General features: G+C 71.1%; 11 protein-coding genes. 5 read left to right on the top strand and 6 right to left on the bottom strand.

Annotation, left to right across the window (positions count from 1 at the left end; genetic code table 11):
• Window positions 1-21: 21 nt before the first annotated feature.
• A complete protein-coding gene (gene hemB / locus V4Y04_RS21010; protein WP_332429743.1) occupies window positions 22-1,017 on the bottom strand; it encodes a porphobilinogen synthase in 996 nt (331 codons plus the stop codon).
• Between the two features lie 293 nt (window positions 1,018-1,310).
• On the opposite strand from hemB, the gene V4Y04_RS21005 reads away from it, so the two are divergent.
• Window positions 1,311-2,651, top strand: coding sequence for an NAD-dependent succinate-semialdehyde dehydrogenase (locus V4Y04_RS21005; protein WP_332429742.1), 1,341 nt, complete (start codon window positions 1,311-1,313; stop codon window positions 2,649-2,651).
• 298 nt (window positions 2,652-2,949) lie between these two features.
• Here the strand turns inward: V4Y04_RS21005 and V4Y04_RS21000 are convergent, their stop codons facing one another.
• A complete protein-coding gene (locus tag V4Y04_RS21000) occupies window positions 2,950-3,537 on the bottom strand; it encodes a lamin tail domain-containing protein (RefSeq protein ID WP_332429740.1) in 588 nt (195 codons plus the stop codon).
• 701 nt (window positions 3,538-4,238) lie between these two features.
• On the opposite strand from V4Y04_RS21000, the gene helR reads away from it, so the two are divergent.
• Together helR and V4Y04_RS20990 are read left to right on the top strand one after the other, a co-directional pair.
• On the top strand, window positions 4,239-6,416 hold the full coding sequence (helR, locus tag V4Y04_RS20995; RefSeq protein ID WP_332429738.1) for an RNA polymerase recycling motor ATPase HelR: 2,178 nt from the start codon (window positions 4,239-4,241) through the stop codon (window positions 6,414-6,416).
• A gap of 409 nt (window positions 6,417-6,825) precedes the next feature.
• Complete coding sequence (locus V4Y04_RS20990) at window positions 6,826-7,353, top strand: SMI1/KNR4 family protein (RefSeq protein ID WP_332429737.1); 528 nt, start codon at window positions 6,826-6,828, stop codon at window positions 7,351-7,353.
• 623 nt (window positions 7,354-7,976) lie between these two features.
• Here V4Y04_RS20990 and V4Y04_RS20980 read toward each other — a convergent pair.
• The 4 genes from V4Y04_RS20980 to tgmA form a co-directional block, all read right to left on the bottom strand.
• Window positions 7,977-8,408, bottom strand: a complete 432-nt coding sequence (locus tag V4Y04_RS20980; protein WP_332432938.1) for an ATP-binding protein — start codon at window positions 8,406-8,408, stop codon at window positions 7,977-7,979.
• A 127-nt stretch (window positions 8,409-8,535) separates the two neighbouring features.
• A complete protein-coding gene (gene tgmC / locus V4Y04_RS20975; RefSeq protein WP_332429735.1) occupies window positions 8,536-9,747 on the bottom strand; it encodes an ATP-grasp peptide maturase system methyltransferase in 1,212 nt (403 codons plus the stop codon).
• Window positions 9,744-10,724 carry an ATP-grasp ribosomal peptide maturase gene (gene tgmB / locus V4Y04_RS20970; RefSeq protein WP_332429734.1) on the bottom strand — a complete coding sequence of 327 codons (981 nt, stop codon included), beginning with the start codon at window positions 10,722-10,724 and terminating at the stop codon, window positions 9,744-9,746. Before tgmB ends, tgmC begins: the two co-directional genes overlap by 4 nt.
• A gap of 3 nt (window positions 10,725-10,727) precedes the next feature.
• Window positions 10,728-10,994: a putative ATP-grasp-modified RiPP gene (tgmA, locus tag V4Y04_RS20965; protein ID WP_332429733.1), complete on the bottom strand. Its 267-nt coding sequence runs from the start codon at window positions 10,992-10,994 to the stop codon at window positions 10,728-10,730.
• 277 nt (window positions 10,995-11,271) lie between these two features.
• Here tgmA and V4Y04_RS20960 point away from each other — a divergent pair, with 277 nt between their 5' ends.
• Window positions 11,272-12,105, top strand: a complete 834-nt coding sequence (locus V4Y04_RS20960; protein ID WP_332429732.1) for a helix-turn-helix domain-containing protein — start codon at window positions 11,272-11,274, stop codon at window positions 12,103-12,105.
• Window positions 12,102-12,308: a DUF397 domain-containing protein gene (locus tag V4Y04_RS20955; protein WP_332429731.1), complete on the top strand. Its 207-nt coding sequence runs from the start codon at window positions 12,102-12,104 to the stop codon at window positions 12,306-12,308. Before V4Y04_RS20960 ends, V4Y04_RS20955 begins: the two co-directional genes overlap by 4 nt.
• Window positions 12,309-12,388: the final 80 nt, after the last annotated feature.

Here is a 12,388-nt window from a genome sequence, read left to right as displayed (position 1 = left end):
CTACGCGCTACGCGCTACGCGCTACGCGTCGAGCTTCTGGGCGAACTCGGTGGCCCAGTAGGTGAGGATGTTCTGCGCGCCGGCCCGCTTGATGCCGGTCAGGGACTCCAGGACCGCCCGGTCCCGGTCGATCCAGCCCTTCTCGGCGGCGGCCTCGATCATCGCGTACTCGCCGGAGATCTGGTACGCGGCGACGGGCACGTCCACGGCGTCGGCGACCTTGGCGAGGATGTCGAGGTAGGGCCCGGCCGGCTTGACCATCACCATGTCGGCGCCCTCCTCGAGGTCGAGCGCCAGTTCACGCATCGACTCACGGATGTTGGCGGGGTCCTGCTGATACGTCTTGCGGTCGCCCTTGAGCGACGAGCCGACGGCCTCGCGGAAGGGCCCGTAGAAGGCGGAGGCGTACTTGGCGGTGTAGGCGAGGATCGCGACGTCCTCGCGGCCGATCTGGTCGAGGGCGTCACGGATGACGCCGATCTGCCCGTCCATCATCCCGCTGGGCCCGACGACATGGGCGCCCGCGTCGGCCTGGACCTGCGCCATCTCGGCGTACCGCTCGAGGGTGGCGTCGTTGTCGACGCGGCCCTTCTCGTCCAGGACTCCGCAGTGCCCGTGGTCCGTCGTCTCGTCGAGGCACAGGTCGGACATGACGAGCAGGTCGTCCCCGACTTCGGCCCGTACGTCCCGCAGGGCGAGCTGGAGGATGCCGTCCGGATCGGTGCCGGGGGTGCCGAGGGCGTCCTTCTTGGACTCCTCGGGCACGCCGAACAGCATGATCCCGGAGATCCCGGCCGCCACGGCCTGGGCGGCCGCCTTCTTCAGGGTGTCCCGGGTGTGCTGCACCACGCCCGGCATCGCCTCGATCGGCACCGGCTCGCCCACCCCCTCGCGCACGAAGGCGGGGAGGATGAAGTCGGCGGGGTGCAGCCGGGTCTCGGCCACCATCCGGCGCATGGCGGGGGTGCTCCGCAGACGCCGGGGCCGGGTGCCGGGAAATGATCCGTACGTCGTCATACCTCCCACGCTACGCCCGCCCGCCCGCTGCCTTTACCGACGGCCGGTCGGCCCGGCCGACGCGACGGAGTCGTTCAACCTGCTGAACCCCCTCGGGCAGGAGAAACGTATCCTCGGCTGCACACGGTTCCGGCATTCCGGAAAGATCGGCATCCCGTGGTCGACCCGCCTCCCTCAGGGGGCCGACCTCGCCGGTCGGACCGGCCGGACCGGCCGGCACCACCCGCCGCCTCCACAAGGCGTCGGCCGCCTTCGAGGACCTCAACCGCATCCGACCACCCCTGGGAGATCCGATGTACGCCGTCACCGACCCCACCACCGGCGAAGTCGCCGAGCTCTACCCGACCGCCAGTGACGCCGAGGTCGAGGCGGCGCTGACCGCCGCCGCCCACGCGGCCACCACGTGGGGCCGCGGGAGCACCGTGGCCGAGCGCGCGGCGCTGCTGCGCAGGATCGGCGACCTGCACCAGGAGCACAGCGAGGAGCTGGCGGCGAGCATCGTGCGCGAGATGGGCAAGCCGCTCGCGGAGGCCGAGGGCGAGGTCGGCTTCTGCGTCGACATCTACCACTACTACGCCGACCACGCCGAGGAGTTCCTCGCCGACGAACCGCTCGACGTCACCTCCGGCCCCGGCACCGCCGTCGTCCGGCGCGGCCCGCTGGGCGTCCTGCTGGGCATCATGCCGTGGAACTTCCCGGCGTACCAGGTGGCCCGGTTCGCCGCCCCGAACCTCGCCATCGGCAACACCATCGTGCTCAAGCACGCCCCGCAGTGCCCGGCCACGGCGGCCCTGCTGGAGCGGCTGTTCACGAAGGCGGGCTTCCCGGAGGGCGCGTACGTCAACGTCTACGCGACCAACGAGCAGATCGCCGACGTGATCGCCGACCCGCGCGTGCAGGGCGTCTCGCTCACCGGCTCGGAGCGGGCCGGATCGGCCGTCGCGGAGATCGCCGGGCGCCACCTGAAGAAGGTCGTGCTGGAACTGGGCGGCTCCGACCCGTTCATCGTGCTGTCCACGGACGACCTGGACCCGGTCGTCGACTCCGCCGTCGCCGCGCGCCTCGACAACACCGGTCAGGCGTGCAACGCGGCCAAGCGGTTCATCGTCGTCCAGGACCTCTACGACGCGTTCGTGGAGAAGTTCACCGCCCGCCTGCTGGCCGGCGCCACCGGCGCCCCCCTCTCCTCGGCGGCGGCGGCCGAGAACCTGGGCCGCCAGGTCGACGCGGCGGTCGCCGAGGGCGCCACGCTGCACACCGAGGGCGAGCGCCACGGCGCGTACTTCCCGGCCGGCGTCCTCACGGGCCTCACCACCGACCACGCGGCCGCCCGCCAGGAGCTCTTCGGCCCGGTCGCCATGGTCTTCCCGGCCACCGACGAGAACGACGCCCTGCGCATCGCCAACGACACCCCGTACGGTCTCGGCTCCTACCTCTTCACCACGGACCCCGCCCAGGCCGAACGCGTCGCCGACCGCATCGAGGCCGGCATGGTCTTCGTCAACGGCGTCGGCGCCGAGGGCGCGGAACTCCCCTTCGGCGGCATCAAGCGCTCCGGCTTCGGCCGCGAGCTCGGCCGCCCGGGCACCGAGGAGTTCGTCAACAAGAAGCTCATCCGCACGGTGTCCCAGTAGGGCTTCACGCGCACCGCCGACCGCTCCCGGCCCGGTCAGTGAGTTCGGGCCGGGAGCGGTCGTCGCACCTCAGCAGTGCGACCAGGCGGCTCGGTCCGGTTCCTGGTCCACACCATGAGGGTGGGAAGCACGCCCGGGGCACCGCGCCGTCGCGTGGGCCGACCTGCCCCTCGGCATGGACTCCTCACGGCGCTGAACGGGCCGTCGGGGCCCGCCGCGCAGGCCGGCCCCGAGGAACGGAGGAACGCCGGAGGGCGTGTCACGGCCGGCTGCCGTGACACGCCCTCGGGACGGTGAATCAGCGCTGCTGGTGACCACGGTCGTTACCGCGGTCGTTACGGTCGTCGCCGCGGTCGTTACGGCGGTCGTCGCGGTCGTTACGGCGGTCGTCGCCGCGGTCGTTACGGCGGTCGTCGCGGTCGTTGCCGCGGAAACGGCCCCAGCTCTCGGTGTCGACGACCGAGCCACGGCGGTTCGACAGGGTGGCCCGGTCGGAGCGGTTGTCCCAGATGTGATTGCGGCGGTCCTGGTAGACGTCGTGGCGGGTGTCACGGCCGGCTCCCGTGTGGACCTTGACCGTCGAGCGGCCGTTCAACCGCAGGTGGCGGAAGGTGTACCTGTCGCCGTCGCTGTTGCGCAGGGTCCAGCCCTTCAGGTCGACGCTCTGGCGGGACCGGTTGGTGATGTTCACCCACTCGCCGTTCAGCGAACGGTTGCCGCGGTTGTCCGGGCCGGGAGCGTTGTACTGGACGTCGCTGATGACGACCCGCTGACGGTCGGGGCCCCTGTCCTGGTCGGCGGACGCCGGCAGGGCGGCGGCCGCCACGACGGAACCGGTCACCAGGGCGACAGCGGTCAGACGGCGAGCGGCGGAAGAAGCAGACACGTGGTCCCCTTCGTATTCGTGCGCCGGCCCACCCGGCTTAGGGACGGGCGGCGCTCTCCGAGTGGTACGTCCCGGCTGACTGCCGAGGTCCCACACTCTGCCGCCGTAGCGGGTCCTTTCGTAGGAAGTTCCCCCACTGGAGACGTAATGCGGACATGTCCGCAATACTCGGTTGCCGAATGCACATATATCATTCGATTACATAGTTCGAATAGATGCGTCACGCATCGACCCGTGACCTGCCCAGGTCCGTCGCATTTCAGCCAGAGTCGCGCCCTGGTGCGCCACCACGCGCGCCACCCTGCCGTTCACCCGAAAGTGAGTAACAGAGCCGACGGGGCACGGGGGGTGGAGGCCTTTCCTCAACCCGGTTCCGCAGGGACAGGAGCGGCAAGCGTTGCCGGACCGGTCCCGAACTACGGCCCCGGTGCCGAAGAGCGCACCTTGCCCAAAGGCGTCGAGCGAGCGCTGAAGGACGTGAGCGCAGGAGGCACGCCGAGACACCGCGCCATGGTGAGGAGAGCCGGCCCACCCGCGGTGACGATCGAGGCGGCGACGAGGGCCGGCGAGGAAGCGCCGCGAGAGGGCGGCAAGAAGACGGCAAAAAGGCAAGGAGGCGAACCCACTCCTTGCCACTCTCAACGTATAGCGCACCGGGGGGCTTGCGGCAAGGCCCCCGGCATGGCGCAGAATCGATCCTCGTGAAGCCGATTAACCACCCGACCATCAGCCCTACCAGCGTGTTCGATCTCCCCGGGCGTCTTTCCGCGAAGGCCGACCCGAAGCTGATCTCCGGCGACGAGGCGCACTTCGCGGCCATCGCGGAGAGCCTGGAGCAGGCGATCGCCGAGCTGTCCGACCTCCGGGACGCCACGCTCAGGGCGCCCGGCGGCGTGGGGCGGGAGGCGATGGACCGGGACCTGGAGGTGCACCGGCTCTCCGCCCGTCTGCGCGCCCTGCGCCGCTTCGGCCTGGACCTGTGCCTGGGGCACATCGTGAGCGCGGACGACCCCGAGCCCGTGTACATCGGACGCCTCGGCCTCACCGACAGCACGGGCCGCCGCCTGCTGCTCGACTGGCGTTCCCCCGCGGCGGAGCCGTTCTTCGCGGCGACCCACGCCGATCCGATGGGGCTGGCGAGCCGCCGCAGGTACCGGTGGACCGGCGGCCGGATCAACGACTACTGGGACGAGGTGTTCACCGCCGACGGCCTCGAAGGGCACGCCGCCGCGCTCGACGACCACTCCGCCTTCGTCGCCAGCCTGGGCGGCGACCGGTCGGCCCGGATGCGGGACGTGCTCGGCACCATCCAGGCCGACCAGGACGCCATCATCCGCGCGGGCTCGCGCGGCGCCCTGGTCGTCGACGGCGGCCCGGGAACGGGCAAGACCGTCGTCGCCCTGCACCGCTCCGCGTACCTGCTCTACTCCGACCCCCGCCTCGGTCACCGCCGGGGCGGCGTGCTGTTCGTCGGCCCGCACCAGCCGTACCTGGCGTACGTCGCCGACGTCCTGCCCAGCCTCGGCGAGGAGGGCGTGCAGACCTGCACCCTGCGCGACCTCGTCCCCGAGGGGGCCGGGGCGGCGGCCGAGACCGACCCGGAGGCGGCCCGCCTGAAGTCGTCCGTGGACATGGTGAGGGCGATCGAGACGGCCGTACGGTTCTACGAGGACCCGCCCGTCCGGGGCATGACGGTGACCACCCCCTGGGCTTCCGTCCCCCTGACCGTCGAGGACTGGGCCGAGGCGTTCCAGGCGGTCGAACCCGGCACCCCGCACAATGAGGCGCGCGAGCAGATCTGGGACGAGCTGGTCACGATCCTCGGGGACAAACACGGCGACGACGTCCCGCCGAACCTGCTCCAGCGGGCACTGCGCGCCCACCACGAACTGGTCAAGACCCTCAACGACCACTGGCCGCTCCTCGAACCCACCGACATCGTCTCCGACCTGTGGTCGGTCCCCGCCTACCTGCGCATGTGCGCCCCCTGGCTCGGACCCGACGAGGTCGAGCGCCTGCGGCGCGGGGGCGAGGACGCCCAGTCCTGGACGGTGTCCGACCTCCCGCTCCTGGACGCGGCCCGGCAGCGGCTCGGCGACCCGAAGTCGTCCCTGCGCAAGCGCCGCCACGACGCCTCCGTCGCCGCCCAGCGCGAACGCATGGCCGGCGTCATCGACAACGTCATCGCCTCCGACGACGACGGCGAGGGCGCGGTGACCATGCTGCACGGCCAGGACCTGCGGGACAGCCTGATCGACAGGAGCGCCCTGCCCACCCCCGAACCGGACGTGCTCGCGGGCCCGTTCGCGCATGTCGTGGTGGACGAGGCCCAGGAACTCACCGACGCGGAATGGCAGATGCTGCTCCTGCGCTGCCCGTCCCGCAGCTTCACCATCGTCGGAGACCGCGCCCAGGCCCGGCACGGCTTCACGGAATCATGGCAGGAACGGCTCCGGCGCATCGGCCTCGACCGCATCGACGTCGCCTCCCTGAACATCAACTACCGCACACCGCAAGAGGTGATGGCGGAAGCCGAGCCGGTCATCCGCGCCGCCCTCCCGGACGCCAACGTCCCGACCTCCATCCGCGCGGGCGGCCTCCCCGTCGTCCACGGCCCGGTCTCCGACCTGGAGACGATCCTCGCCACCTGGCTCGACGCCCACGCCGACGGCAACGGAATCGCCTGCGTCATCGGCGACCCCTCGTTCCGTTCGACGTCCCGCATCCGGTCCCTGACCCCGGAACTGTCGAAGGGCCTGGAGTTCGACCTGGTGGTCCTCGTCGACCCGGACAGGTTCGGCAAGGGCATCGAGGGAGCGGTCGACCGCTACGTGGCGATGACCCGGGCGACCCAGCAACTGGTCGTCCTCACTTCCTAGCGCTCCGCTCCCTCGGCCGGACCACCTGTGCCGGTCCGGCCCCGGCCCCGGTCCGGTCCGGCCCCGGCCCCGGTCCGGTCCGGACCCGGCCCCGGTCCGGTCCGGTCCGGTCCGGGTCCCCGTCGCAGGGCATGTGCTCAGGCCGCGCACGCACCCTCGCTCATTGCCCTCGGGCCGGACCGGCAGTCACGGCGGTGGCCCGGTTCCGGGGCGCGGAAAACCCGTCCGCAGCCGTCACAGTCCTGGAAGGGGTGCGGGCGGTGAGCACCGCCCGTGCTCGCCGCCGCGCCCGGCGAGGGCGTGGGGATCGCGGGAAGAGGCGGGGGTGCGTTTCCCGGCGCCGGTGAGCCGCCCGCCCGGGACACCTGCGCGACGGCCGAATGTCAGTGCGGGCGGCTACGGTACGCCCGTGAACGAGATGACCGGTGACGACCGCCGCCTTCCGCCCGGCCTCGCCGACGTGGCCCGCGTCGAGTTCGACTACGACGACGGAAACGGAATCGACTTCGAGCCCTACGACACCTTCTCCTCGGCCGAGGAGACCACCGACCGGCTGCGCCAGTGGACCGGGAACCCCGAGCTCGACGGCGACGCCTACCGGCTGTTCGGCCAGGACGGCACCGGCGGCCTCGCGGCCCTCTGGTACGGACGGTCCGGCCGGCCCCTCGCCGAGCAGCCCGTGGTGTTCATGAGCTCGGAGGGCGAGTGCGGCGTGGTCGCCGGGAACCTGTCCGACTTCCTGTGGATGCTGGCCGACGGCTACGGCCCCTTGGAGGCCGTGCTGTTCGGGGTCGACGCGTCACGCCCCGACGCGGCCCTCACCGCACTCGCCGAACGCCACGCCACCACCCCTCGCCGCCCGGCCCACGCCATCATCGCCGAGGCCCGCGCCGAGTTCCCGACCTTCGCCGAGGACATCGCCGCCCTCTGCCGCTGAGCCGGGAAGGGAATTGTCATCGGGAACAGCCCTCGCACCACGTCTCCACCAATGACCGCCCGAGCGCGATGGCTTTTCGCCGGCCCGAAGCTCAGCCTTCCGGCCCTCGGAACACGCGCATACCGGCTCCGGTCCGAGGCTCTTCGACGAGGACCACGTGGGACAGTTCACGAACGCCGCTGACACGAGAGTGTGCGCGATACAGCTCCCTGACGATCGCTCGCATGCTGGGCCGGTCCCGCACCTCCGCGGGCGTCACACGGAAGGCCTCCAACAGAGACCGCGCGGTCTGCTCGGGCTTCCCCCACTGCCACCAGGCGCGGGCCATGTCGGTGTGCAGGCGTCCCTGTCGTTCCGCGGTGGTGAACTGTTCCTGGCGGAGCTGTTCACCTGCTCTGATCGCGGCTCCGGCGTCACCGAGTGCCCAATGGACACCCACTTGGTACAGCCTTACGGAGGCCGGAGTGATGGAGAAAAGACGACCGGCCGACGCTACGGCGGGTAGATCACGGGCAGCACGCATGGCCTCTTCGATCATCGACAGCGCCTGGTCACGGTCACCCGCACGAGCCGCCGTGTACGACGTGGTGCACATCGGGTACGCGCGGCTGACGGAGTATCGGTCACCGGTCGAGGCCCAGCTCCGCCCACACCGTCTTGGCCGGCACCGGACCACTGCGTACGCCCCAGCGGTCGGCCAACTCCTCGACCAGTAGCAGGCCGTAGCCGGACTCGGCAGGTTCCGAGGGAGCGTTCCAGCTCGTGGGTAGACCCTCGCCCCCGGGGTCGGTCACCTCGATGCGTAGCACCCCGTGCGCTGCGACCGTAAGAGTGAGCCGGAAGCCCCGGCCGGGGACACGGCCGTGCACGACGGCGTTCGTGGCGAGTTCGGCGACGATAAGCCGGTCCGGGTCCAACGGCAGCCCCCAGGCGTCCAGTTGCTCGGCGGCGAGCAGGCGGGCGAGACGGGCACCCCGGCGGGTGGCGGAGAGCGGCACGGTGAACTGGTGGAGTGGGGCGCGCGGTGCGACGGTTTCTCGATTCACGTCACTCAGCGTGTTCTCTCGCGCGCCCGCTGTGAAGGCGAGTGGCCCGTGCGACCGGCGGCTGTCCGTGGTGTGCCCGGTTCCGTCCGGGCTGCCCGGCGTGGCGGGGCGCCGGGCAGCGCGGGGTCCTCACCCCTCAGGGCGACGGCAGTGACAGGCAGGGCAACCGTGGGTGCCGCAGGTGCTGCCCGCCGCCGTGGACGCACAGGGTGAAGGTCTCCGGTTCCGGCCGCCCGGCCGATTCGTAGACGTCGAGAACCTGCTCGACGCTTTCCCACAGCCTGAGCGGCCCGCCCTCCCGCACCCGCCAACCACCGTCGCCGTCGCCGTCCGGGGTCAGCGTGGCGGCCGATCCGCTGACCACGTCGACCAGGTGCACGACGTCGCCGACGGTGGTCAGTTGCGCGTCGGGCACCGCGCTCTGCACGAGGAAGCGCAGGTGGAAGGCCTCCTCGGTCGCGGCGGTGACCCGCTCGGGACCGTGCCGGGCGACCCGCGGCCTTCCCGGCGGCCCGGCCGCCCAGTGGGCAGGGTTGCCGAAGGCCGGTGCCGCGTGCGCACGGGCCGGCATGAAGGAGACCGTGCCGCCCAGCAGACGCCCCTCGGCGGTGCCGTCCCCGGCGACCGTGAGCAGCACGCGGGCGTACCCGTAGAGCCAGCCGGAGAGCGTCAGCAGGATCTTCCCGCCTGGCCGGGTCTGGGCGACCAGGGCCGGGAGCACGGCCCGGAAGGAGCAAGCCGCGACGATCCGGTCGAACGGAGCCTCGGGCCAGTACCCGTACAGCCCGTCCGCGACCGCGAGCGTCGGCGCGTAACCGCAGGCGTGCAGCGCGCTCGCGGCCCGCTCCAGCCGTCGCGGGTCCACCTCGATGCTCGTGACGCCGCCGGAACCGAGGCGTTCGCAGGCGAGCGCGGTCGAGTAGCCCGTCCCCGTGCCGATCTCCAGCACGGTGTGCCCCTCCCGCACATCGGCGTCGGCCCACATCCGCAGCACGAGCGAGGGCAGGGTGGAGGACGAGGTCGGGGCCCCTCCGTACCGTTCGGCAGGGTTCTCCCAGTCGGGTTCGTCACCGTCGAACTGGGTGATGAGCGTGGCGTCGGAGTACGCGGCGGCCAGCCAGCGCCCGTGGTCGAGCGCGGCGGTGGTCGGCTGCCACCGGGTCAGCCCCTGCCCCTCGCGCTCGTCGGCGTCGGACAGATAGAAGCCGGGCACGAATCGGTGCCGGGGCACCGCCTCCACCGCCGCACGCCAGGCCGGATCGTCGAGGAACCCGCGTGCGGCAAGGTCCCCCGCCATGGCTCCGCGCAGCCGCGCGGCATCGGTTTCGAGGTCTACGGGCATCGTCATGAACCGCCCTCTCTTTCCACGGTGAGGAGGTCGGCGAACGCCTCGGTGATGCCCTCGGCGTCGGGAAGCCAGCCCCACTGTCCGTTCGGGTTGCACTCGATCGCCGTCCAGTGTTCCGGGTCGTCCCCGTCGCCGGTGAGCGCGAAGTCGAAGCAGCCGAAGACCAGACCGAACGAGGTCAGGTAGGCGTGCAGCGCCGCCTCGACGGGCGGCGGCACGGTGATGGGGGCGTGGAGCAGGGCGTCCCAGTCGCCCCGGCGCCAGTCCAGCGCGCCGTCGGGCGCGGCGATCTGCTGAGCGAAGACACGACGGCCGACTACGGTGACGCGTACGTCACCGGTCTTGGGGATCTCGGCCTGGAACAGGTGGGCGGTCACGGTGAGCGTGTCGTCGAAGGTCTCCGGGTCGACCCGCTGGGTCCAGATCGCCCCGGTGCGCCCGTCGTCGGCGGCGGGCAGGCCCCGGAACGTCTTGCAGACCACGGGTCCGTGGAAGGCGGCGAACTCCTCCGCGGCCTTCGGGTCGTTGGTGATCAGTGTCGGAGGAATCCTCACCCCGAGCCCGGCGAACCTCCGGAGCTGGGCGGGCTTGAAGTCCGCACGGGCCACGGCGGCCGGGTGGTTGACGTACAGGGCGCCGGGCAGGGCGTTCAGGACACCGCCGAGCCCGTGTCTCGCCTCGGCGACGGCGAATTCCCGCTGCTGCCGGGGCAGATGCGCGAACCGGGTGCCGTACGGAGTGGGACGGCGGTAGTACACCGCCGCCACCTCCCCCGTCTCCACCTCCCGGCTCGCCGTATGCAGTCGTCCGCACCACGCCGGACGGCCCGCGTCGATACGGAAGCCGAACGTCAGGGCGGGTCCGAGGTCGGCGGGATCGACGCGCACGACGGGCACCCCACGCTCGTTCAACGCGGCGACGACCCAGTCCGCGGTGACATCCTCCAGTGCGGTGACGACCAGGACGGTGGAGGCCATCGGTCAGTCCGATTCGTAGTCGGTGGTGCTGTCGTCCTGCTTCTGGGACTGCGGACCGTTCCCGTCACCGCCCCCGGACACGGGCGCGGTGACGGTCGTCTTCGACGTCCCGTGCTTGCCCATCTCGACCGGCCGCCCGGCGGCGTCGGTGTAGCGGGCGGTCTGCGTGACGGGGTCGAGCGTCACCGCCGCGTACGACGGCGGCCCGACCGGCAGCCGGTCGGTGACCAGGCGCAGCGCCCACGGAGCCTCGGAAACGAGCGTTGTCATGCGGTGTCCCTTCTCTGATGCGGGGAGCAGGCAGCCGGGTGGCTGCTCCATGAGCGAAATCGGCGGCCCGCAGCCACCACGATCAGTGCGCGATGCGACGACCCCCTGATTCACATCACCGAGTGTGTTCACTCATGCTTAATCTGTGAAGCCTGACAGCTCGTACGGCCGGTGGCTGTCCGTGAGGTGTCCGGTTCTGTCCGGGCTGCACGGGGTGACCGGGCGCGGGCGTCCGGAGTTGGTCCGGGGAAGGGCGCACGGCGGAAGGACGACAGGCATGAACGGGTGGGAAGCGGGACCGGACGACGAAGAGGCCGGGGCCGTGATGCGCACGGTCACACGGCAGTTGAAGCTGTGGCGGGAGTCGGTCGGCCTCACGCAAGCGGAGTTCGGGGCGGCCATCGGATACGGGGAGGAACTGGTGTCCTCGGTGGAGCGGGGGCGGCGGATTCCCCGGCCGGAGTATCTGGACGCGGCGGACGAGGTCCTGGATGCGGGCGGCAGGATCGCTGCGATGAAGGGGGACGTGGCGGAAGCCCGATACCCGAAAAAGGTGCGGGATGTGAAGCGCCTGGAGGCGGAAGCCATCGAGATCTGCTCCTACAACAACTCGGTCATCGACGGGTTGTTGCAGACCAAGGAGTACGCGCGGGCCGTGTTCAGCTCCCGACGCCCGCCGTTCACAGAGGAGGAGTTGGAGCAGCAGGTGACTGCGCGGCTGGCTCGTCAGGAGATCCTCGGCACCGCAACGGCACGCCCGCTTTTCAGTTTTGTGCTGTGTGAAGCGACACTACGCCGTTTGATCGGGGGCAAGATGGTGATGCGTGGGCAGCTCGAACGCCTGTTGGAGGTGGCCCGGTTGCGCAACGTCGATCTTCAGGTCCTGCCCCTCAACCGGGAGGAGAACTCGGGGGTCGACGGCTCGTTCCGACTGCTCAACCTCAAGGACGGGGCCACTGTGGGACTCAGCGAAGCGCCACTCACAAGCCGCGTCTTCTGTAACCCCAAGGAGACCACTGCCCTCGACATGCGCTACGGAATCATCCGGGCTCAAGCTCTCACGCCTCAAGAGTCGCTGGCCCTCATCGAGAAAATCCGGGGAGAGACATGACCCTCAAGCCCTTTGGTGGAAACATCACCGAGCTGGAGTGGATAAAGAGCAGCTACAGCACAGCGGACGGTCCGTCCTGCGTCGAGGTCGCGGCCGTCCCCGACCAGATCCTCGTTCGCGACTCCAAGAACCCCCACGGCCCCCGCCTCGCCCTCACCCCCACCACCTGGGCGACCTTCCTGCCCTACGCCTCCGGGCGCTGACGGAGCGAAACGAGCTACTGATGTCGGCCGCGACTGCGGCGATACGGCAGTCGCGGCACCGTCCTCCGGGCTCCGGGCTC

The organism is Streptomyces sp. P9-A2 (genome assembly GCF_036634175.1).
GTDB classification, from domain to species: Bacteria; Actinomycetota; Actinomycetes; order Streptomycetales; family Streptomycetaceae; genus Streptomyces; species Streptomyces pratens.
The sequence above is the reverse complement of the archived record's forward strand: the minus strand, read 5'-3'. Positions and strand labels throughout refer to the sequence as shown.

Coding starts and splice junctions, on each gene's coding strand:
- hemB (WP_332429743.1), bottom strand. CDS start 1,017: ATGACGACGTACGGATCATTTCCCGGCACCCGGCCCCGGCGTCTGCGG.
- V4Y04_RS21005 (WP_332429742.1), top strand. CDS start 1,311: ATGTACGCCGTCACCGACCCCACCACCGGCGAAGTCGCCGAGCTCTAC.
- tgmC (WP_332429735.1), bottom strand. CDS start 9,747: ATGACGATGCCCGTAGACCTCGAAACCGATGCCGCGCGGCTGCGCGGA.
- tgmB (WP_332429734.1), bottom strand. CDS start 10,724: ATGGCCTCCACCGTCCTGGTCGTCACCGCACTGGAGGATGTCACCGCG.
- tgmA (WP_332429733.1), bottom strand. CDS start 10,994: ATGACAACGCTCGTTTCCGAGGCTCCGTGGGCGCTGCGCCTGGTCACC.
- V4Y04_RS20960 (WP_332429732.1), top strand. CDS start 11,272: ATGAACGGGTGGGAAGCGGGACCGGACGACGAAGAGGCCGGGGCCGTG.
- V4Y04_RS20955 (WP_332429731.1), top strand. CDS start 12,102: ATGACCCTCAAGCCCTTTGGTGGAAACATCACCGAGCTGGAGTGGATA.